This is a genomic window from Streptomyces sp. N35, from assembly GCF_016464295.1.
Lineage (GTDB): Bacteria > Actinomycetota > Actinomycetes > Streptomycetales > Streptomycetaceae > Streptomyces.
On sequence record NZ_JAEIMH010000097.1, the window covers coordinates 1 to 22,537 of the forward strand.

Here is a 22,537-nt window from a genome sequence, read left to right on the forward strand (position 1 = left end):
AAGGCCGCGAGCGCGGCCGGATCGCCGGCGCGGGCGGCCTCGGCCGCGGCGGCCGCGTCGGCGAGCCCCGCGTGCCGCGCGATCGACGTACCGGACGCGATGATCTCGACGCAGCCGCGGCTGCCGCAGGGGCAGAGCTCGCCGTCGAGTTCGACACTGATGTGGCCGATGTGCCCCGCGTTCCCGGTCGGCCCGGGATGCAGCCGGCCGTCGAGCACCAGACCGCCGCCGACGCCCGTGGAGACCACCATGCACAGGGCGTTGCGGTGGCCGCGGGCCGCGCCCAGCCAGTGCTCGGCGGCGGTCATGGCGACCCCGTCGCCGACGAGCACGGTGGGCACCGGAGCACCGTGCCGTGCGAGCGCCTTCTCGGTCCGCTCGACGACCGGATAACCGCGCCAGGCCCCGATGTTGACCGGACTCACGGTGCCGCGCGAGGCGTCGATCGGCCCCGCGCTGCCGATCCCGCACCGGCGGACACCGGCCCACTCGGGAGCCTGCGAGAGTTCACCGACGACCTCTTCGAGCGCGGCCATCACACCGTCGCCGTCGGTGCCGCGCGGAGTGGCCCGGCGCGCGGTGACAAGCAACTTCCCGTCGCCCCGCACCAGCGCCCCCGCGATCTTCGTCCCCCCGATGTCCAGGGCAAGCGTGACCCCGGGGCCCGCACTGTCGGGGGCCGGGAGCGGGAGGAGGTCGAGGGTGGTCACGGGCGGTGCTCCTGTCGTGTGCGGTCCCGGGCGCGCCGGGTGGGTGCGGATCGTACGGCTACGGGTGTGGGCGGTGGGGGCTTTTCCCCTACCTGCCCCTTCCCGAAGCTGGGGCTTCGCCCCAGGCCCCGAATCCGACCTGCGGTCGGATGGCCTCAAACGCCGGCCGGGCTGGATGGCGGCCCCGTACTCTCCCGAGGCTCCAGATGCGGGAGTTCGGCCTGAAGGCTGCGCACCGGACCGCCGTCGAGCCGCGCCAGGAGCTCCTCCGCGGCGAGCCGCCCGAACCCCGAGGTGTCCCGCACGAGCGCGGTCAGCCGAGGATGCGTCACCCGGCACAGGGCCGAGTCGTCCCAGGCCACGATGGACAGTTCGCCCGGCACCTTGATACCGCGCTCGGCGGCCACGGCGACCCCGGCGACCGCCATCACGTCGTTGTCGTACACGATCGCCGTCGGCGGCGCGTCCGAGTCGAGCACCCGCCGCGTGGCCTCCGCGCCCTCCGCGTCCGAGTAGTCGGTCGGTACGGAACGGATCGCCGTGAGCCCGAGCCGCCCTGCCTCCGTACGCAGCGAGTTGATCCGCCGCTCCGTGTGCGCGAGGCCGGGCAGACCCGCCACGTGCACGACATGGCGGTGGCCGAGTCCGTGGAGATGGGCGAGCACCGAGGCCATCGCGGCGGAATCGTCCGCCCACACCGTCGACACCTGCCGCTCGCCCTCGGCGGGCGCGCCGATCATCACCGAAGGAAGGCCGAGCGAGTCGAGCAGCTCGGGCCGCGGATCATCGCTGCGCGGGTCGACGACCAGCACACCGTCCACGCGCTTCTCCGCCCACCAGCGCCTGTACACCGCGCATTCCGCCTCGATGTCCTCGACCACCTGGAAGAGCAGCGCCACTTTCCGTGCGGCGAGCACTTCCTGGACTCCGGAGACCAGTTGGAGGAAGAAGGACTCCACGCCGAGGGTGTGCGCGGGCCGCGCGAGCACCAGGCCCACACACCCCGAACGCTCCCCGGACAGCGCACGCGCGGCGCTGTTGGGCTGCCAGCCGAGGTCCTCGGCCACCCGGTGGATACGGTCCCGGGTGCCCTGCGACACCCCGGGCCGCCCGTTGAGGGCGAAGGACACGGCGCTCTCCGAGACTCCGGCCCGGCGCGCGATGTCCTTGATGGTGGGTCTGCGCGCGGGGGTGGCCCGTGCGGCGCCGTCGCTCTGCGGTGTCATCGTGCCTTCCCCTCGTACGGTGCCGTGGCCCGCTCGGTGCCGTCCTGCCGGTGGGGCTCCTGGCCCACGCGGACGGCGACGGCGGGACCGTAGGCGATACGCCCTTGGCATACGGCCTTGATCAGCACCCAGTACACACCGGGCGGGGTGTCCACGGGTGCGGACAGCTCGAACACGGTCCGGGTTGTGTCCCGCGCGGCCAACTGAAGCACGGTGCGCTGCCCGGTGAGCTGCCAACTACCGTACGGGGATACGGCGAGCGCCTCGCCGTGCAGATCGCTGTGCAGACCGTTGTGTACGAGCACCGCCACCTCGCCCCGTCCGCCGGGTGTCAGGTCCACCCGCGTGGTCTCGGCCTCGACGCTGATCCCGGGCGGCGGTCCGGACCGGCCCGGCACGGTCACGGTGAGGCAGTCCTCGACCGCGCCGGCGGGGGTCGTCATCACCACGCGTACGAGATGGTCGCCGCTCTCGGCATCGGGCGCCGGCCGCACGGTGAGCGGCAGCCGGGTGTGCCCGTCGGCGTCGATCCGTACGGTCCCCCGGGTCCAGTCGGCGGACCACCCCTCTGGGAGCAGCACGTCGACCGGACAATCACCGGCCGCATCACGCGAGTTGGAGGTCAAGGCGACCTCCGTACGCAGCGGCTCGGAGCCTTCCGCCGTGAGCGCGTAGGGCATGACCCGCACCGAGTACGGGGCGTTGCCCAGCGGCGCCGTGCCGGTGTTGTGCAGCCAGTAGCGGCTGAACACGGGCTGCACCGACTCGCGCAGAGGCTCCGTTCCGGGCGAGGGTTCGGAGGTGAGCCGTACCGTGGCGTACGCGTTGCCGCTCAGATCGAACACATCGTCCGGCGGATTCGCCGCGAGCCGCTCGTCGCCCGAGGGCTCCTCGAGCAGCCCGGTCCGCTCGGCGCCGACCACCACCATCTCCCTGATGAGCGTCGGCCGCACCGCCCGGCCATGCGTCTCCCGCAGCCGTACGGCGAAGGCCTCGCCGTCCTCCGTCTTCTTCACGGTCTCGACGAGGACCTGCCGGGACGGTTCGACCGAGAGGTGTGACATGGCGCGGGGAGCGGGTCCGTCATGGAGCGTGCCCGTCACGGCGGTGAGAGGCTGGTTGAACTCCCGTCCCCTGCGCAGGAGATCGGCCTCCCGCCAGTCGCCTTCGGACGCGACGAGCGCGTGCTCGAAGACATGGGTCCAGTGCTGCAGCTGGAAGGAGCTGCCGTCCGGCGCGGTCCGCCGGGGCGGATCCATCCACTCGGCGCTCGGCCGTCCCGTGCAGGACCGCATCAGGGTGCTGTGCAGGCGGCCCTCGGTGTCGATGGCGAAGCTGGGTGTGCCGCGGACGAGGACGCCGACGGTCCGGTCCTCGAACGGCTCGGCGGCCCCTTCGGGCGCGAGCGCCCCCAGGGCCGCGTCCCGGCGGACGGTCTCGGCGGGGGCGGCCAGCGCGCCCGGCAGGGCATCGCCGGTGAGGGCGAGAACGGGCAGGTCCCGTGGCCCCGTGAGGTCACACCCGGGCTGCCACACCTCGCGCAGCGGCGCCTGGGCGGGCACCAGGACGAGCGGGCTCTCGCGGTCCCGTACGGCCTTCGTGTACGCGGCGGGAGCAGCGGAAAGCACCGCGGCGGTGAAGGAGTTGACCTCGGGGCCGCCGAGGGCGATACGGAAGTCGGGCAGGCTGCTGTCGACGGCGAGATCGCCCCAGCGGGGGCCCCGGGCCCGGGTCGGGGTGGTCGTGACTCCGTGCTGCACGAGGGCGGTGACGAGGTCGCGGAGGGGGTCGCGGAGGGGGGCGCCAGGACCGTCCGCCGAGGGGGCCGCGGAGGGTGCGGTTGTCGTGGGGCGGGAGTGGGCGTCGGCCTTCTGGGCTCCGGCTGTCGCGGAACCGGTGCGGTCGTCGGTCTTTTCGGCTCCGGCCGTTGCGGCGCGGGAGTGGGCGTCGGCCTTCTGGGTTCCGGCTGTCGCGGAACCGGAGCCGCCACCGGAGGGGCCACCGGTCTCCTCGGCGCCCGGCGGCATCGGCTGTCCGTACCCGGGCAACCCGGCGTCCGGCAGCACGATCTCGCCGGCGCCGAGCGGACGTTCGCCCACCCGCGTGCCCTCGGGGCCGGTGAGCGCGACCCGGAGCGTCGACGACAGCGCGAACCAGTTCAGGCACGGTGTGTCCAGCGTCCAGGGCGCCCGCGTGTGGTCCACACCCGTATCGGTCTCCGGGAACGCGAACCCGCGCCCCACAGCTGCCGCGGCCGTCTCCGCCACCGGCAGCGCACCCGGCACATCCGCCGGGATCCGCAGCCTGAGCAGCTGGTCACTGCCCTCGAACTCGTCGACCCGCGTGGTGAGTTCCACCCGGTCGAGGCCCTCCCAGAGCGTGGTCGTACGGGTCCAGCGCACCGGCCCCGTACGGCCACGCGCCACGATGCGTGCACCGAGCGGACTGTGCTCCACCGCCACGGACTCGGCGGGCGCCGCACCCGAGCCCGTCCCCGGGCCCTTGGGCAGCAGGTGCCAGGGTCCTTCCTCGAAGAACGGATGCGCGGCGTACTCGTCCTGGACGACCAGTTCGTCGACCTCGCCTGGGGTGATCAGCTCGCGGCCGGAGCGCAGATCGGCCACCCGGCTGAGCCCGCCGCCGCGGGAGGGGTCGGCCTCGACGAGGAACATCCCGTTGGCGATGCGAAGGCACGACGGGGCACTTCCCGCGTCCCCGTCCACCGCCGCTCCGGACTCGGTGGCGCACCCTGTGCCCCTGCCCGTCGCCGCTTCGGAGGCCACGGCCCACCCCGCATCCCCGTCCACCGCCGCTCCGGACTCGGTGGCGCGCCCCGCGCCCCCGTCCCCCGCCGCTTCGGAGGCCACGGTCCACCCCGCGTCCCCGTCCACCGCCGCTCCGGACTCGGTGGCGCGCCCCGTGCCCCTGCCTGTCGCCGCTTCGGAGGCCACGGCCCACCCCGCGCCCCCGTCCACCGCCGCCTCGGACGCCACGACCCACCCCGCGGACACCGGCCCGTCCGTGCCCGCCAGCCACCATGTCCGGTGCCCGAGCGAGGGCACCTCGCGCGCGAGGAACGCGATCCGTGCCACCCCGTCGTGCACGTGCTCGACCAGCACGGGAGCGGGGGCGCCGCCCTCTTCGCCGCGTACGCCGATCCATGCCGCGTCCGCGACACCGAGCGCGTCCAGCGCGACGCTCGTCCGCACCACGTCCGTGCGGTCCCACGACACGGGGTTGAACACGGTCACAGCCACCACTCCGCCGGCGGCCGCACCCGCCTGCGCGGACAGGCTGAGCTTGTCGCCCGCCGCGGACTCGCCCGCCGCGGGCACCCGCGTGTCCACCGCGGCCGCCATCGCCGACAGCGCCGACTCCCGTACGGAATCGGCGAGTTCGTACGCCTCCCGCCACGTCGGCAGCAGATCCAGATACACCTGATCCGAGAAAGTTCCCGTCACCGCGTCATGGTGCGCCGCGTGCAGCAGATGCCGCCACGCCTTGTCCAGCGCGTCCGCCGGGTACGTCATCAGGCCGAGCGCATGGACCAGGGACGCGTAGGTCTCCGCTTCCTGGACCAGATACTCGGCCGCCCGGTGGGCCTGCTTCACGTCGGCGTACGTGACGTCCTTGCCGGTGTACACGGGGCCCATCTCCCGTGTCACCGGCAGCGGCCGCTCCCCCCGTGCCTCCAACTCGGCCCGTACGGCGGCGAAGTGCTGGCGCGGACCGGAGTGCTCCATGCGTGGCCAGGTGTAGCGGCGGTTCCACGCGTGCTGGACGTCCAGGCCCCAGGGGTGCGGCCAGGAGAAGTCGGTGCCCATCGGGATGAGGACGTTGCGGGTCGCCGCGCCCGTCCTCAACAGCTCGTACAGATCGAGGAGTTGCCCGGCCGCCGCCTCCGAGGACGCGGCCTTGTGGGAGAACCACCCGGCCGAGTAGTGCGCCGGCAGATAGTGCAGCAGCAGGCCGGAGCCGCTCGGCCCGATCCAGTCGTACTCGGCGGGCAGCTGCATCGCGCTCGGCGGGCGCAGCGCCTCGCCCCAGGTGTCCATCATCGGACCCCACTGATGGTGCGGACCGCGCGCGAACACCGCCGAGTCCAGACCCGCGTCCGCCATCAGGGACGGGAACGACGGATCGTGACCGAAGACATCCAACTGCCAGGCCGTACGGGGATTTCCGCCGAGCACGTCACGGTGGAAGCCGAGCCCGTGCACCGCGCCGCGGACGGTGGTCTCGGCGGAGGTCAGGTTCGTGGACGGCTCGTTGTACGTCCCGCCGACGATCTCTAGGCGCCCCTCGCGTATCAACTGCCGGATCTCTTCGCGATGTTCGGGATGCGTGTCCCAGAACGGCTTGAGGTAGTCGATCTCCGAGAGCACGAAGCGGTACGACGGGTCGTCCGCCGCCTGCTGCAGATGCAGCGGTACGAGCGTGAACGCCGGCACGCCCGTGTACTCCCAGCCCTTCTCCGGCTCGCCCTCGCGCTGCGGGGTGTCCCAGAGAGCGGTGTAGGCGGCCTGGGTGTTCCACCACATCGGGTCGTAGTGGAAGTGCGGGACCAGTCGGACGGTCCAGCCCGGTTCGGCGACCGTCAGCTCGAAGTCGTACGAGGCGAGCAGGCGGCCGTCGGAGGCGTGCACGTGCGCCGTGGCCGGCAGCCGGTCGCCCGGAGCGGCGTCCGCGATGCGGACCGGGACCTCGGCCCAGGACTCCAGTGACGTCTCCGACTGCCGTGCGCCACCGCCGAGTTCGGCCTTCGCGTCCACGCCCGCGTACGCCTCGGCCGTGTCGGCGCGCAGCAGGCGCGGCCGGGGTGTGGTGACGCCCTGGCCCCTGACCGAGATCCGGAGTGGGCCCGCCGGGCGGGTGCGGCGGATGCGGACCCGGACGACCTGCAGCGGATCGCTCTCGGGGCCCGTGAAGAGACCAGGTGTGGTGACACCGCTGACGTGGACGGAGAAAGCCTGGTCCGGCACGGGGGAGTTCCTTTACCTAAACCGCATTAGTGATCACACCCTGAACGGTGCGCAGGTCCTGTGTCAAGCGCCTGTCTGGGCAGGTGAGGTCAGGGGTGTTGACATGAGCTAAACCGCATTAGTAGCCTCGGCGCCGCGCCGCTATGGACTAACGTCCCGTGAAGTAGAGCCGTTTGGGGATAAGGAATCCGTTGACTGTCCCCGGGGTCGGGGGCGAGTATTCGGCGCAAGGTCTTGCATTTCGCATTTCTCGATTTCGGTTGTCGTATCAGGTCCGAGCAAAGGAGCCCCGGCCATGCGGATATCCCGTCGCGTCGCCACAGCCACCGCTTTCGCGGTCACCTCAGCCCTCGTCGCCACGGCGTGCGGAGGCACCGGATCGGGCGGCGACGGGAACAGCGAGTCGTCCGGGAAGATCGAAGGCACGGTCAAATTCCAGACCTGGAATCTGAAGACCAACTTCAAGGACTACTTCGAGGGCGTCATCGACGGCTTCGAGAAGAAGTACCCGGACGTCGAGGTCCAGTGGATCGACCAGCCCGCCGAGGGCTACGCGGACAAGCTCAGCGCGGACGCCACCGCGGGCACGCTGCCCGACGTCGTGAACGTCGCCCCCGACCTCGCCACCCCGCTCGCCAAGGCCGGCCTCGCGCTCAACCTCGACGAGGACCCGGCCGCCGCCAAGTTCAAGGGCGAGTACCTCGACGGCGCCTGGAAGGGCCACGAGATGCCGGGCAAGACCGGCACGTACGCGTTCCCCTGGTACCTGAACACCGGCCCGATGTTCTACAACAAGGCGCTGTTCAAGGACGCGGGCCTCGACCCCGAGAAGCCGCCGACGTCCTATGACCAGCTCTTCGCCGACTCCCTGAAGATGGCGGAGAACAGCGACCGCAAGATCGCCATGCTGTCCAACGCCCCGGCCGTCGAGGACTTCGGCCGCTACGGCGTCGAGCTGATGAACGCGGACAAGACCAAGTTCACCTTCAACGACGCCAAGGGCGTCGAGCTCGTCGAGAAGTACAAGGAGCTCTACGACAAGGGCGCCCTCGACGAGCAGGCCCTGACCGCCGTCGCGGAGTCCTCGGGCCGCAAGTTCCAGCAGCAGCAGATCGCCATGAACCCCGGCAGCGCGCACGACCTGGGGACGTACAAGAAGGAGGCCCCGAGCCTCTACAAGAACATCGGCGTCACGCCCGCGGTGAACAACACGGGCAAGGACAACATGTACGTCCAGGGCCTGATGGTGAACGCCCAGTCCAAGGTCAAGCCGGCCGCGATCGAGTTCGCCCACTGGGTGACGAACGCCGAGAACCAGGAGAAGTTCGGCCAGGAGGTGGCGGTCTTCCCGTCCACCAAGGGCAGCCTGGACAAGGAGTTCTACACCAAGGACGACGGGACCGACGAGGGCCGGATCAGGGTGGCCGCCGCCAAGTCGCTGAAGACCGCGGTCAACTACACCCCGGTGGTCTTCACCGAGCAGATGAAGACGGTCCTCAAGAACGAGGTGGCCAAGGCCATGCAGGGCAAGAAGTCGCCCAAGCAGGCCATGGACGACGCGGTCGCCGAGTGCGACAAGCTGCTGCAGCAGGCCGGCTGATCGGGCGCCCGAGGACCGTACGACATGAGCGACACGTCGACGAGGAACGGTGAGCCGGTCGCCAAGACCGGGCCGGCCACCGCCCCCTCGCCCCCCGCGCCCGCCGCAGTTCACGCCGGCCCGGCCTCGCCCAAGCGGCGCGGCATCCGCACCCACCTGCCGAGCACGCCCTGGCTGTTCCTGCTGCCGGGCTTCTCGATCATCGGCGGCTTCGTCCTCTTCCCGTTCTTCTCCACGGTGTCGAGCTCGTTCACCGACCAGCGCACCCTGATCGCGGGGAAGTGGGTCGGGGGAGCGAACTATCAAGAGCTGTGGCAGGACGAGATGTTCTGGACGGCGCTGCGCAACAGTCTTCTGTACATCGTGGGCGTCGTACCGCCGCTGGTGATCCTGCCGCTGCTGCTCGCGATGCTGGTGCAGCGCTATCTGCCGGGCATTTCGTTCTTCCGCTCCGCCTTCTACACCCCCGTGGTCGCCTCCGTCGTCGTGGTCGGCCTGATCTGGGTCTGGATGCTCGACGACCGCGGCCTGGTCAACGCCGTGCTCGGCGCGATCGGGATCGGACCCGTGGCCTTCCTCAGCGACCAGTGGCTGCTGCTCATCAGCGCCATGCTGGTCACGGTCTGGAAGGGTCTCGGCTACTACATGATCATTTACATGGCCGCGCTCGGGAACGTACCGAAGGAGCTGCACGAGGCCGCCGCCGTGGACGGAGCCGGGGCGATCCGCCGCTTCTTCACGGTCACCGTGCCGGCCGTGCGCTCCACGATGGTCCTGGTCGCCGCGCTCTCCTCGGTCAACGCCTTCAAGGTCTTCTCCGAGGTCTATCTGATGGCCGGACCCAACGGCGGCCCCGGCGGCGAGGACACCACCCTCGTCATGCTGATCAAGCAGGTCGGCACCGGTCTGAGCGGACGCGTCGGCTATGCCTCCGCGATCTCCGTCGTCGTCTTCGTGATCACCCTTGGCCTGATGCTGCTCGTGCTGAAGGCGGACAAGAAGGAGGGCGACGCATGAGCGCGCAGACCCTGGACTCCCCGAAGCGGCAGGAACCGGCGCCGAAGCGGCGCGGGACCCGCAGGCCCCGTCCGTCCGTGAAGGACAAGTTCCTCGCCGAGGGCGGACGGCGGCCGCCGGCGTGGAAGCTGGTCCTGCGCTACCTGCTGCTCCTGGCCGTGTTCGCGATCATGGTGGGCCCCTTCCTGTGGCAGCTGTCCACCTCGCTCAAGGGCGCGGGCGAGGACATCTACAGCTACCCGCCGAAGCTGCTGCCCTCCGAGCCGACCTTCGACAACTACGGCAAGGTCGCCGAGCTGATCCCGGTCTGGGACTTCGCCCTCAACTCCCTGAAGGTCGCGCTCGCCAACGTCCTCACCAACGTGATCGGCGCCGCGCTCGCCGGATACGCCCTGGCCCGCCTGAAGTTCCGCGGCCGCAAGCTCGCCACCGTCGCGTTCGTGATGGCGATGCTGGTGCCGGTCGAGTCGATCATCATCGCCCAGTTCATGACGATGCGGGAGCTCGGCCTCAACAACACCCTCACCGGTGTGGTCCTGCCCGCCTGCATCGGCGCCCTGAACGTGCTCCTGATGCGCAACGCCTTCTCCAACATCCCGTACGAGATCGAAGAGGCCGCCTTCGTCGACGGCGCCAACGCCTGGCAGCGGTTCACGAGGATCGCGCTGCCGGCGGTCAAGGGCACGATCGCCGTCGTCGCGATCTTCGCCTTCATGGGCGCCTGGGACGACTTCCTGTGGCCGCTGATCGTGCTGAGCGACCAGTCCAACTTCACGCTCACCATCGGCCTGAACTATCTGCACGGCACCTTCGCGAACAACCAGCGCCTGGTGGCGGCGGGCACGATCATCGCCGTCGCGCCCCTGATCGTGCTGTTCGCCTGTCTGCAGCGCTTCTTCTTCCGCGGGGTGGGTGAGGGCGCCGTCAAGGGCTGACTCCCTGAGCGACCTCCCGCCCCCTGCACGCCCGTAACGCTAGGACCCCCATGCCCGACGCCGCCCGCCCGCACGCCGATGCCCCTCGCACCCCCCGGTTCGGTGCCAACTACACGCCCACGCAAGGCTGGTTCCACCACTGGCTCGACTTCGACCTCGACGCCGTACGGGCCGACCTGGACTCGATCGCCGCGCTCGGCCTCGACCACATCCGGGTCTTCCCGCTGTGGCCGCTGTTCCAGCCCAACCGCACCCTGATCCGCCCGCGCGCCGTCGAGCAGCTGGTGCAGCTGGCCGACGCGGCCGGCGAGCGCGGCCTCGACGTCAACGTCGACGGTCTGCAGGGACACCTGTCGAGCTTCGACTTCCTGCCGGCCTGGACCCAGACCTGGCACCGGCGGAACATCTTCGCCGACCCCGAGGTGATCTCCGGTCAGGAGGAGTACCTGCGCACCCTCGCGGCCGCGCTCGCCGACCGGCCCAACTTCCTCGGCATGACCATCGGCAACGAGATCAACCAGTTCTCGCACGACCCGCACCCCGATCCGGACCGCATCTCCCATGAGCAGGCCGCGACTTGGCTGGAGCGGATGCTCGCCGCGTGCGAGGCGGGCGCGCCCGGCAGGTTCCATCTGCACGCCGAGTACGACGCCGCCTGGTACCAGGACGCCCACCCGTTCACGCCCGCGCAGGCCGCGCGGCTCGGCGGGGCGACCGCGGTGCACTCCTGGGTGTTCAACGGAACGGCCCAGCGCCACGGCCGTACGGGAGTGGCGACCGAGCACCACGCCGCGTACATGATCGAGCTGGCCCGCGCCTGGCACACGGACCCGGCGCGCCCCGTCTGGCTGCAGGAGGTCGGCGCGCCGGCGCCGCACATCCCGGCCGAGCACGCCGCGCACTTCACCGAGCGCACCGTCGCCAACGCGCTGGACTGCACGGACGTCTGGGGCGTGACGTGGTGGTGCTCCCACGACGTCTCCCGCGAGCTCGCCGACTTCCCCGAACTCGAGTACAGCCTCGGCCTGCTGACCAACGAGCGCGAGGTCAAGCCGGCCGGTGCGGCGATCGCCCGGATCGTCGAGGAGTGGCAGTCCAAGGAGTACGCGCCCGCTCCCCGTACGACCGCACTCGTCCTCGACACCGGGGACACCGTCGCCTCTCCGCAGCGCGAACTCTGCGGCCCGGGGGGCACCTTCTTCGAGGCCTGGCACCGTCTGACGGCTCAGGGCGTCCGCCCCGCCGTGGTCCTGGCCGAGCACGAGCACGACACCGAGCACCTGGCCGCGCGCGGGATCACCGCCGTGGTCAGTCCTGAAGAGGTCGACTGACTCTCCCCACAAGGAGCTTCCTGCAATGACGCAGCCACGCCCCACCTCCGGGGTCCGTCCCACCTCCGGGATCCGTCCCACCTCCGGGATCCGTCCCACCCGTCGCACCGTGGTGCTCGGTTCGGCCGCCGCGGCGGCCGGGCTGATCGCCACTTCGCTTCCGGCTCAGGCCTCGGCCAAGGACAAGAAGAAGGCCGCGGAGAACCTGCAGCCGTACGCCTCCTACTGGTTCCCCGACTCGCTGCCCGCCGGCTCCCCGGGCGCCGGGATCACCTGGCGTTCCCTGAAGACCTGGACGCCCGAGTCCGACGCCGATCTCGCGTACAACCGCTCGACCGTGCCGATGGCCGAGCGGTTCACGCCGGTCGCGGTGAACACCACGGCCCGCGCGGGCCAGGGGCGCCTCGCCTCGCTCGTCTCCTTCGAGACGACCGCGTCCAACCCGTCGCAGGGCGCGGCGACGGCCGACTACTACGCCCTGACCCACTGGGCGTACATCGACGAACTGGTCTTCTGGGGCGGCTCCTCCGGTGAGGGGATCATCCTCGCGCCCAACGCGCCGGTCGTGGACGCCGCCCACCGCAACGGCGTCCCCGTCATCGGCAACATCTTCCTGCCCCCGGCCGCGTACGGCGGTCAGCTGCAGTGGACCCGGGACCTCGTGCAGAAGGACGCGCTCGGCCGTTTCCCGATCGCCGAGAAGCTGGTGCGGGTGGCCACCGCGTACGGCTTCGACGGCTGGTTCGTGAACACCGAGACCGGCGGGGGCGACGCGGCGCTCGCCACGCAGATGCTCGCGTTCCTGAAGGAGCTCAAGCGTCTGGGCGAGCCGCACGGTCTGCGGGTCACCTGGTACGACTCGATGATCAAGAACGGTTCGGTGGTCTGGCAGGACTGCCTGAACGCCGAGAACCAGGACTTCTTCCAGGCGTCCGACACGATGTTCCTCAACTTCAACTGGACGGCGGCGGACCTGAGTTCCTCCGGGGCGCTCGCCCAGAACCTCGACCGCGACCGGTACGAGCTGTGGGCGGGCGTGGACGTCGAGGCGTCCGGCTGGAACAAGCCGGTCAACTGGGAGGCACTCTTCCCGAGCGGCGGCTCGCACGTCACCTCGCTCGGCTTCTACCGGCCCGAGTGGACCCGCAACCACCTGCCGGCGGACCGTACGCCCGGCCAGTTCCACGCGGCCGACGACCAGTTCTGGACCGGCACCTCGCTCGACCCGTCGCGCCCGTCCACCGGCTCCTGGCGTGCGCCCGCCACCGCGGTCGCCGACCGGTCCACGGTCACGTCCCTGCCGTTCGGCTGCACCTTCAACACCGGTCACGGCCTCAAGTGGTACGAGGACGGCGCGGTCCGCTCCGACGCAGCCTGGAACCAGCTCGGCCTCCAGGACGTGCTGCCAGGACGCAGATGGGTCGTGCGCGGCACGGGCAACCGGCCCGCCGTGACGTTCGACTTCGCGGATGCCTGGCGCGGCGGTTCGTCCGTCCTGGTCGACGGCACCCTGAACGCGCCCGTCGTGATCGAACTGCACGCACCCGGCTCCCGTTGAGTGCCGACACGGTGGTGCGCCTCGCCCAGCGTGCGGTCTCGGGTGCGGTGCGGGTCGAGCTCGGCGTCGCGCTGCGGGAGCCGTCCGAGGCCGGGGCTCCGCTGACGTACTCGTTCCTGTCGGCAGGCGCCCCGGGCGCCGACTGGTCCACGGCGGACGTCCGTCTGAACTCGCTCGGCACCGGCACGATCCACGGTCTGGCGGTACGGCTGACCGGCAGCGGAGCCGTGAAGTGGCGGCTCGGCGGGCTGCTCGTGCAGGACGCGCAGGAGTCCGTGGCCGCACCCACCGGGCTCAAGGTCGACAAGGCCTCCGGCGACGGGCAGTTCCGGCTGTCCTGGCAGGGCGCATCCGGCCGCGTACGGCAGTACGAGCTGCATCGCGTCCTCGCGGACGGCACTCGGCGGTACCTGACGGGAACGTGCGCGAACGCCGCGTATCTCAAGGGTCTCACCGTCGAGCAGGGCGAGCGCGAGATCCGCTTCGAAGTACGGTCCGTAGGGGAGCTCTACAGCACCTCGGCGACCGCGAGCACCACCCACGCCTGGTGACACGGCACCCCGGGTGACGTCGCACCTCGGTAATGCGGCACTCCAGTAACGCAGCACCCCAGTAACACCGCACCCCAGTAACACCGCTCCTCAAGGAAGTTGGAGTCCCCTCATGCATGACGACCGCGCCCTCGTAGAGGCCCGCCTCAAGCGCGTGCTCGAAGAGCGCATCCGTCCCGCCGTCTACCCCGAGTCCGTGCCGCTCACGGTCGAGGCCTGGACCGCGCCCGGTGAGCCCGTGCCGGTCGAGGAGGGTCTGGCCGCGACGCACGAACCGGTGCGGGTCGGCGACGCATGGGGGGCTCCCTGGGCCACCACCTGGTTCAAGGTGACCGGCGAGGTGCCGGCCGCGTGGGCGGGCCGTACCGTCGAGGCCGTGCTCGACCTGGGCTTCGACGAGCGGATGCCCGGCTTCCAGTGCGAGGCCCTCGTCTACACCCCGGCCGGCGAGCCGCTGAAGGCGGTCAACCCGCGCAACCAGTGGGTGCGGGTGGGGGAGTCGGTCGCCGGCGGCGAGCGCGTCGAGTGGCACCTCGAAGCGGCCTCGAACCCGGTGCTGCTCGGCGACAAGCCGTTCCGTCCGACGCGGCTCGGCGACAAGGACACGGCCGGCTCGGAGCCCCAGTACCGCCTGGAGCGGATGGACCTCGCGGTCTTCGACCGTGAGGTCTGGGAGCTGATAGCCGACCTCGAAGTCCTCGGCGAGCTCATGGAGGAGCTGCCCGTCGAGGGCGGGCGCCGCTGGGAGATCCTGCGCGCGGTCAACCGCTGCCTCGACGCGGTCGACCTCCAGGACGTCAACGGTACGGCCGCGGCGGCCCGTTCGGAGCTCGCCGGCGTGCTGTCCGCCCCCGCGGACGCCTCCGCCCACCGGATCAGCGCGGTCGGTCACGCCCATATCGACTCGGCCTGGCTGTGGCCGCTGCGCGAGACGGTCCGCAAGGTCGCCCGTACGACGTCCAACATGACCAACCTCCTCGAAACCGAGGAGGAGTTCATCTTCGGGATGTCCCAGGCCCAGCAGTTCGCCTGGATCAAGGAGCACCGCCCCGAGGTGTACGCCAAGGTCAAGAAGGCCGTCGCCGAGGGCCGCTTCGTACCGGCCGGCGGCATGTGGGTCGAGTCCGACACCAACATGCCGGGCTCGGAGGCGATGGCCCGCCAGTTCGTGCACGGCAAGCGCTTCTTCCTCGACGAGTTCGGCATCGACAACGACGAGGCCTGGCTGCCCGACACCTTCGGCTTCGCGGGCGGGCTGCCGCAGATCATCAAGGCCGCGGGCTCCAAGTGGCTGCTCACGCAGAAGATCTCGTGGTCGCAGATCAACAAGTTCCCGCACCACACGTTCAACTGGGAGGGCATCGACGGGACGCGGATCTTCACGCACTTCCCGCCCGTCGACACCTACAACTGCTCGATGCTGGGCCGTGAAATCGCCCACGCGGCACGGAACTTCAAGGATAAGGGCGTCGCCAAGCACTCGCTCGCGCCGACCGGCTGGGGCGACGGCGGTGGCGGCACCACTCGCGAGATGCTGGCGAAGGCGCGCCGCATGCGCGACCTCGAAGGCTCCGCGCAGGTCGTCTGGGAGAAGCCGGCGGAGTTCTTCGCGAAGGCCGAGGCGGAGTACCCCGAGCCGCCCGTCTGGGTCGGCGAGCTCTACCTGGAACTCCACCGCGCGACGCTGACGAGCCAGGCGAAGACGAAGCAGGGCAACCGGCGTTCGGAGCATCTGCTGCGCGAGGCGGAGCTGTGGGCGGCGACCGCGGCCGTACGTGCCGGGTTCCCCTACCCGTACGCCGACCTTGACCGCATCTGGAAGACGGTCCTGCTCCACCAGTTCCACGACATCCTGCCGGGGTCGTCGATCGCGTGGGTGCACCGGGAGGCGGAGAAGACGTACGCGGCGGTCGCCGCGGAGCTGAACGCGATCATCGCGGCGGCGCAGGGGGCGCTGGCGGGCTCGGGCTCCGTCGAACTGGTCTTCAACGCGGCGACGCACACGCGGTCGGGTGTGGCGGCGGGCGGTGCGGGCGCGGCCGTGGTGACCGGCTCGGTCGCGCTGTCCCCGCGCGGCGACGGTGGCTTCGTGCTCGACAACGGGCTGCTGCGGGTGGAGATCGACGAGCGGGGTCTGGTGGTGTCGGCGTACGACATCGGGGCCGCGCGCGAGACCTTGGCGCCGGGTGCGGCGGCGAACCTCCTCCAGATCCACCCGGACTTCCCGAACATGTGGGACGCGTGGGATGTCGACGAGTTCTACCGCAACGTGGTCACGGATCTGACGGACGTGGACTCGGTGCGTGTGACGGCCTCGGAAGGGGACCGGGTCGCCGTGGAGGTCGTACGGTCCTTCGGCTCTTCGCGCGCCACCCAGGTCCTCACCCTGCTCGCGGGGGAGAAGCGCCTCGACATCGAGACCGAGGTCGACTGGCACGAGACGGAGAAGTTCCTCAAGGCGGCCTTCCCGCTCGACGTGCACGCGGACCGGTACGCCTCGGAGACCCAGTTCGGTCACCTCTACCGTCCGACCCACACCAACACCTCTTGGGAAGCGGCCAAGTTCGAGGCCTGCAACCACCGCTTCGTGCACCTGGAGGAGCCCGGCTTCGGCGTCGCCCTGGTCAACGACTCGACGTACGGCCACGACGTGACCCGCACGGTCCGCCCCTCGGACTCCGGCACGACCACGACCGTCCGCCTCTCCCTGCTCCGTGCCCCGCGCTTCCCGGACCCGGAGACCGACCAGGGCCTCCACCGCTTCCGCTACGCACTCGCCCCCGGCGCCTCGGTCGTGGACGCGGTCCGCGAGGGCTACGCCATCAACCTCCCGGAACGCCGGGTGACAGGCGCCGCTCCGGTGTCGCCCCTGTTCACCGCGGCCTCGCCCGCCGTCACGATCAGCGCGGTCAAGCTGGCGGACGACGGCTCGGGCGACGTGGTGGTCCGCGTCTACGAGTCGGCGGGCGGCCGCGCCCGCACGTCCCTGCGGGTGGACCTGGACACCACGTCGGTGGTGGCGACGGACCTCCTGGAGCGCCCCCTGCCCGACGCCCCGCCGTACGCGGTACGGGACGGCGAGGTCGCCTTGTCCCTCCGCCCGTTCGAACTGGTGACGCTGCGGTTCACGCGCTGACGCCCGCCGTCACGCGCCGGGCCGCGGAACTCTTCCACCGGCCCGGCGCGCGGCGTATCCACGACCGTTCCTGTCGCGCTGCTCGCCCTTTGTGATCACGGATCTCGACACAAGGGGCGGGGGGCTGCAAGATCGTCACGTGACCTTCATGGCCAGACCGCTCCTCTTCCTCGACGTGGACGGCCCTCTCAACCCGTACGCGGCCAAGGCCCACCGGCGGCCCGAGGGCTACACAACCCTGCGTGTCCCCCAGGACGACGACCGGTGGGGCGGCGGGTACGCCATGCGCCGCCGGCCGCTGCGCGTCTGGCTCAATCCCGGGCACGGCCCGCAACTGCTCGCTCTCGGCTACGACTTGTGCTGGGCCACCACATGGATGGCCGACGCCAACCGCTGGATCGCTCCGGTTCTCGGCCTCCCCGAGCTTCCCTACGTCGACTTCGGCGAAGCGCTGTTCGCCGAACGCGTCGACGGCGTCCACTGGAAGACGGCCCCGCTGGTCGCCTACGCCGCGGGCTGCCCCTTCGCGTGGGTCGACGACGAACAGAGCGCCCTGGACGACACCTACGTGTTCGCGCACCATCGGGGCGCGGCGCTTCTGCATCACGTCAACCCGCGCATCGGCTTGCGCACCCCGGACTTCGCCACGCTCGCCGCGTTTGCCGAAGGCTCCTAAGCGGTGTGTTCACGGAACGCCCGTGGTCTCCTCTCCCACCCATAACCACCGCATGGGCCGACCGTGCCATGATGCCCGTTTCGGCAATCCGGAAGGGGCGTGGGCGTGAGGGGCGGGCCCGGGGTGCGGATGACGCGGGTGGGGGATCGGTGGCGGGTGAGCCGGGCGTGGCCCGTCGCGTTGCGGCCGTATGTCCACAGCTACGCCGGGTACTGGGAGGAAGCCGCCACCCCGTTCCGCGTGCGGATCGTGCCCACCGGTCGTGCCGTCGTCCTGATCAGCCTCGGTGAGCCCTTCGCCCAGGTGCACCGCCTGAGCGAGCACGGTCCCGCGGTGCGGGTGGTCGGGTCCCTGATCGCGGGCCTCGAGGACGGACCGCGGATCGCGGACCATCCCGGTGGGCAGGAGGCGATCCGGCTCGAGCTCACACCCCTGGGCGCGTACCGCCTGTTCGCGCTGCCGATGCGGGAGTTGACCAATACCGTCGTCGAGCTGACGGACGTGCTCGGACCGCGCGCCGGGGAGCTGGTGGAGCGGCTGTCCCACGCGCGCGACTGGGCCGAGCGCTTCGACCTGCTCGACGCGGCGCTGCTCGGCCGGCTCGGCGAAGGACCCGCGCCCGCGCACGAGGTGGCCCACGCCTGGCAGTTGCTCGAACGGTCGGGCGGCACCATCCCCGTCGCCCGGATCGCGCAGGAGATCGGCTGGAGCCATGGGTACCTCGTACGGAAGTTCACCCAGCAGATCGGCCTGACACCGAAGATGTCGGGCCGGGTGCTCAGGTTCCATCGCGCGATCGGGCTCATGGCGCGCGGCGCCGTCGATCTGAGCGCGCTCACCGCCACCTGCGGGTTCTACGACCAGGCGCATCTCAACCGGGAGTTCCGCGCCCTCGCCGCCATCACCCCCGGCCAGATCGTCGCCGCACGGGTGACGGAAGGCGCCGTACCCCTCTGACCTGCGGCTTTCGGTGCGAGGTCAAATTCGTCCAAGCCAGCCCGCGCACCGACTCTCTACCGTCCCTGAATGTGATCGTCCGCCGCGGGGCAGACCGATCGACCACACGTCACAGGGGGACCCACATGTCGAATCAGCGCCGTGGACGCTGGGAGCGCTACAAGGTCACGCGCCCCTTCTCGCCGCAGGACCTCGCGGGGCTCTGGGGGTCGATCATCGGCATTGTGGCGCTGGCCGCACTCCTCGGCTGGGCGCTCGACATGAAGGGCGGCGTCGTGATCGTCGCCGCGATCCCGTTCATCTCGCAGTGGTTCGACCAGAAGCGGATCCTGTTCCAGTTCGACGCGGCCGGTGTCCGGATCGGCAATGTGGTGCTGCCCTGGAACGACGTCACCCAGTTCGTCGTCGCCACCCCCGCGCAGGGCGACGCCCTCATCGGCGTACGGCTGCAAGAACGCGCGATGCTCCCGGCCGGTGTCGCGGTGCCGCCGGCGCACCCCGCGATGCCCGCGCCCCTGTATGTGGCGGTGCAGAGCCACAAGTTCGACCTCAACCAGATGCTGGGCAAGGCGCGCAAGTACGCCCCCGCCCACCTCCAGATCGTCGTCGCCGAGCCCACCGGCGAACGCGTCGCCTCGTAAAGCGGGCGGCTCCCGAACGGGGGGCCGGGCGGGCCGGACCAGCGGCCCGCCCGGTTTCTTTCCGTTTCAGAGGGCGGTGGGCCGGACCATGCACACCCGCGGCCATCGGTCGAGGCCGAGCTCGCCCTCGTACGCCCTGATCTTCCGCAGCCCCGGCCCGAGTTCCCGCTCGCCGAGCACCCGGAATCCGAGCCTTCGGTAGTACGGCGCGTTCCACGGCACCTCGGCGAAGGTCGTCAGCGTGAGGGCGCCGAGCCCCGCGCCCCGGGCGTACGCCGCGGCATGGTCGAGCAGCGCACGCCCCACGCCCCGCCGCGCCACCGACGGATGCACGGACACCTGCTCCACATGCAGCGCCCCGTCCACCGGCTCCGCGATCAGATACGCGACCGGTTCGTCCTCGGGTGCGATCACGGCGACCCACGCACGACCGGCGCGGCGGAACTCCTCCAGTACGTCGAGCGCGGGCGGTTCGTCCTCGGCGATCTCCGCCATCCCCACGGTGCGAAACGGCTCTCCGGCCGCCCGCTCGATATCCCGCAGCCGAGGAAGATCGGCCAATGTGGCCTGCCGGATTCGCATGGTTCGAGTATCGGCCGTGTCCGCGCGTGCGGCGCACACGCGGGACGCGCTGTGTCCACCGAGGTTGACACGCGGTAGCGTCCCCGGGGGCACAACGGACGCCATGGGCAGGGGAGATCAGAGTGAGTGTGTCGACGGGGACGCAGGGGGGCCGGGTTCCGGCGCAGGGCGAAACGCGGGGTCAGGGCGTCAGCGCCTGGCGCTCGCTGAGCAGAACGCTCGGACTGATCCTCTTCGCGTGGGTGGCGGCCGTCGCCAACACCGCAATCGCCTATCTGACCTTCGGCAAGGAGTGGATCCCGATCACCGTCGGGCTGGTCCTCTGCCTCACCTTCACCATCCTGCTGATCCTGCTCCACCGCGCCTGGTGGCTGGCGGTCCTGTCGCTCGCGCCCGCGCTCTTCGTGCTCGTCGGCTCGGTACAGCTCGGGCCCGACGGGGCCCTCGAGCATCGCGGCGTACGGGAGAGCGTGGTCGTCGTGGCGGACAGCGCCGCCGGCACCTCCTCGAAGGAGCACCGTCTGACCCTGCGCAACGAGCGAGGCGAGGAGCTCGCCGAGAAGCTGGTGTACCGGGGCGGGGCCGGATCCCCCGATGTCGGCGACGCGTTGGACATCCTGCGCGATCCGGACGGCAGGGTGCCGATGGAGCAGGCCGCCGAGGTCGACTCCTCGGGGCAGCTGGCAAGTGTGCTCGGCGGCACGGTGACGTGGACCCTGTTCGCGCTGCTTGCCGGTTGGCGCGGGCACGTACGACGCCGCATGGGCCGCGAGCTCGCGGACCTGCCCACCTTCTAGGACAGGTCCGCGCCGTCGGACCCCAACGCTCCGTACACCCGGGCCAGCGAGTGGAACGCCTCCTTCGTCTCCCACGCGTCCGGGTCGAGCGCCGACACCTTCACCACTCCGAAGCTCGCCATGTCCAGGTCGTGCCGGGGGTCGGCGGAGTGCGGGTTCGACGGCTCGCTGAAGACGAACGCGAAGGCGCCGTGCACCTGCGATGCGGCGTATACGGCGAGGAGTTCCTCCAGGTAGCGGGCCTGGACGTGTTCGTCGCGCCGGCAGGACTGCTTGACCGTGGGCGGTGAACGGAACCAGTTGACGATGCGGTAACCGCCCGGACCGAGCCGCTCCGCACCCTCGAAGGTGCAGCAGCCGAACTCCGTGATGACCACCGGTTTGCCGAAACGCCGCAAGGCCGCGACCGACTCCTCGTAGCCCTGCTCGTTCGAGGACAGCCGGTACAGGTTCACACCCACCACATCGAAGAGATCCCAGTCGACCTCCTCCCAGAAGCCCGCGGCGTACGTCAGCGGGCCGGAGAAATGCGTGCGGCAGAGCGAAGCGGCCCGCGCCAGAAGTGAGTTGAGTCTTCGCGTCGTACGGGTGTGGAGGCGACGGCCCATCACCTGGAGCACCGCGAGACGGGCCGTGAACGTCGGTCCCGGCAGGATGCCCTGCGCGAAGAGCGAGTGCTCGCAGCCGGCCACCAGCGTGATGCGGTCCCCGTGCCGCAGGCGCAATTCCTCGGCGGCTTTCGCCGCCTGGACGAGCTGTGTGAGCACACCTTCCCGCGGACCGGTGGGCCGCCGGGGCTGCAGCCATACGTCGAGGCCGAGCCGCAGTGCCCAGTCCGCCGCCTGGGCAAGCCGCTCCACCGACGACCCGAACAGACACACCGTCGTGCAGTGCAGCTCCTCGCGGATGACGCGCAGATCGCGCCGTACGGCAGAGGGGTCCCAGGACGTACGGGTGAGCTCGCCGCGGCTGTACGCGGTCCCCGTGTCGTAGTCGATCCCGCGCAGCTCCACCGCGGCCCGGACCTACGCGCCCGTGCTGATCAGTTCGTCCGCGGGACTGTTCACCGGCTGGGGCGTGCCGGTCAGGTCCAGGACGAACAGAGGGAGGGCGAGGCTGTCGGCGCGGGCGCGGGCGTCGTCCGTATAGCCCGCGAGGGAGAAGCAGACCGGGACCGAGGAGTCGTTGAGAGCGGAGAGCCATACGCACTCGACGTCGCGCAGGCTCATCGAGCGTGTCGTCGGCTCGACCTGGGCACGCAGCCCCGGCGCGATGAGACCCACACCGGACGCGGCCCGCTGCTCGGCCCGCCGGATGTCCTTGTAGCCGAGCCAGCGCAGATACAGCGCGGCGGCCTGCACCGCGTCCCGCGCTGTGCGAATGGTCACGGGGTGGAAGGCGGGCCGCGGCGCGGGCGCGGTCGGCGGCAGCGGGATGTGCAGCGGCAGCGGCGCATGACCCGGCGCCGGTCCCGACGCGGCGGGTCTCACCGGGATGCGGAGCACCGCGCCGCAGTCGCAGCCCAGCTCCGGCTGGGGCCACTGATCACATCGTCCGCAGGACTCGCAGCGGACGGTGACCCAGTCGTCCTCCCAGGTCACATGCGTGATGGGGAGGGGCTGGGCGCCGCGCTGCAGCGGCGGCGAGACCGGCGTACCGCAGGAGCAGGGATAGACGTGCGGTGCGTACAGATGCTCGCGCCGGCAGAGCGGACAGCGCACCGGAATGCCTCCGGACATCGGCGTCCCCCCTCCCGTACGAACCCACGAACACGACCCGGTGCGCCTCTCATCGTCCACCAAACACCAAGCTCTGGGGAGGGATTCGCGCACCTTCAT

At 70.9% G+C, this 22,537-nt stretch carries 15 protein-coding genes and 1 pseudogene; 10 read left to right on the top strand and 6 right to left on the bottom strand.

The window, feature by feature from the left end; all coding sequences use genetic code 11:
• The 3 genes from JAO81_RS35660 to JAO81_RS35670 all read right to left on the bottom strand — a co-directional run.
• On the bottom strand, nucleotides 1-644 hold a 644-nt coding region (locus tag JAO81_RS35660; protein ID WP_233416397.1), incomplete at its 3' end, for an ROK family protein.
• A gap of 221 nt (nucleotides 645-865) precedes the next feature.
• Nucleotides 866-1,936, bottom strand: a complete 1,071-nt coding sequence (locus JAO81_RS35665) for a LacI family DNA-binding transcriptional regulator (RefSeq protein ID WP_199552143.1) — start codon at nucleotides 1,934-1,936, stop codon at nucleotides 866-868.
• On the bottom strand, nucleotides 1,933-6,918 hold the full coding sequence (locus JAO81_RS35670) for an NEW3 domain-containing protein (RefSeq protein WP_199552144.1): 4,986 nt from the start codon (nucleotides 6,916-6,918) through the stop codon (nucleotides 1,933-1,935). Before JAO81_RS35670 ends, JAO81_RS35665 begins: the two co-directional genes overlap by 4 nt.
• 295 nt (nucleotides 6,919-7,213) lie before the next feature.
• On the opposite strand from JAO81_RS35670, the gene JAO81_RS35675 reads away from it, so the two are divergent.
• The 9 genes and pseudogenes from JAO81_RS35675 (at nucleotide 7,214) to JAO81_RS35715 (ending at nucleotide 19,320) form a co-directional block, all read left to right on the top strand.
• Nucleotides 7,214-8,518 (top strand): sugar ABC transporter substrate-binding protein, encoded by a 1,305-nt coding sequence (locus JAO81_RS35675; protein WP_199552145.1) that lies wholly within the window; start codon nucleotides 7,214-7,216, stop codon nucleotides 8,516-8,518.
• 24 nt (nucleotides 8,519-8,542) lie between these two features.
• A complete protein-coding gene (locus JAO81_RS35680) occupies nucleotides 8,543-9,535 on the top strand; it encodes a carbohydrate ABC transporter permease (RefSeq protein WP_199552146.1) in 993 nt (330 codons plus the stop codon).
• Complete coding sequence (locus JAO81_RS35685) at nucleotides 9,532-10,470, top strand: carbohydrate ABC transporter permease (RefSeq protein ID WP_199552147.1); 939 nt, start codon at nucleotides 9,532-9,534, stop codon at nucleotides 10,468-10,470. Before JAO81_RS35680 ends, JAO81_RS35685 begins: the two co-directional genes overlap by 4 nt.
• 50 nt (nucleotides 10,471-10,520) lie before the next feature.
• Entirely contained in the window at nucleotides 10,521-11,801 is a 1,281-nt protein-coding gene (locus JAO81_RS35690; protein WP_199552148.1) for a glycosyl hydrolase, read from the top strand.
• An 88-nt stretch (nucleotides 11,802-11,889) separates the two neighbouring features.
• A pseudogene (locus tag JAO81_RS35695) lies at nucleotides 11,890-13,910 on the top strand (endo-beta-N-acetylglucosaminidase).
• 112 nt (nucleotides 13,911-14,022) lie between these two features.
• Nucleotides 14,023-17,046, top strand: a complete 3,024-nt coding sequence (locus tag JAO81_RS35700) for a glycoside hydrolase family 38 C-terminal domain-containing protein (RefSeq protein WP_199552149.1) — start codon at nucleotides 14,023-14,025, stop codon at nucleotides 17,044-17,046.
• A gap of 148 nt (nucleotides 17,047-17,194) precedes the next feature.
• The gene (locus tag JAO81_RS35705) at nucleotides 17,195-17,722 is read left to right on the top strand and encodes a hypothetical protein (RefSeq protein ID WP_199552150.1); all 528 of its coding nucleotides are present in this window, start codon (nucleotides 17,195-17,197) and stop codon (nucleotides 17,720-17,722) included.
• Nucleotides 17,723-17,878: 156 nt separating this feature from the next.
• Nucleotides 17,879-18,679 (top strand): AraC family transcriptional regulator, encoded by an 801-nt coding sequence (locus tag JAO81_RS35710; RefSeq protein ID WP_307814062.1) that lies wholly within the window; start codon nucleotides 17,879-17,881, stop codon nucleotides 18,677-18,679.
• Between the two features lie 125 nt (nucleotides 18,680-18,804).
• Nucleotides 18,805-19,320, top strand: coding sequence for a hypothetical protein (locus JAO81_RS35715; protein WP_199552151.1), 516 nt, complete (start codon nucleotides 18,805-18,807; stop codon nucleotides 19,318-19,320).
• 66 nt (nucleotides 19,321-19,386) lie between these two features.
• On the opposite strand, the gene JAO81_RS35720 is transcribed toward JAO81_RS35715, so the two are convergent.
• A complete protein-coding gene (locus tag JAO81_RS35720; protein ID WP_199552152.1) occupies nucleotides 19,387-19,902 on the bottom strand; it encodes a GNAT family N-acetyltransferase in 516 nt (171 codons plus the stop codon).
• A gap of 122 nt (nucleotides 19,903-20,024) precedes the next feature.
• Between JAO81_RS35720 and JAO81_RS35725 the strand changes: the two genes are divergently transcribed.
• Complete coding sequence (locus JAO81_RS35725; protein WP_307814064.1) at nucleotides 20,025-20,699, top strand: hypothetical protein; 675 nt, start codon at nucleotides 20,025-20,027, stop codon at nucleotides 20,697-20,699.
• Here JAO81_RS35725 and JAO81_RS35730 read toward each other — a convergent pair.
• Nucleotides 20,696-21,712: a hypothetical protein gene (locus JAO81_RS35730; RefSeq protein WP_199552153.1), complete on the bottom strand. Its 1,017-nt coding sequence runs from the start codon at nucleotides 21,710-21,712 to the stop codon at nucleotides 20,696-20,698. The genes JAO81_RS35725 and JAO81_RS35730 overlap by 4 nt on opposite strands.
• 12 nt (nucleotides 21,713-21,724) lie before the next feature.
• Entirely contained in the window at nucleotides 21,725-22,438 is a 714-nt protein-coding gene (locus tag JAO81_RS35735; protein ID WP_199552154.1) for a hypothetical protein, read from the bottom strand.
• Nucleotides 22,439-22,537: the final 99 nt, after the last annotated feature.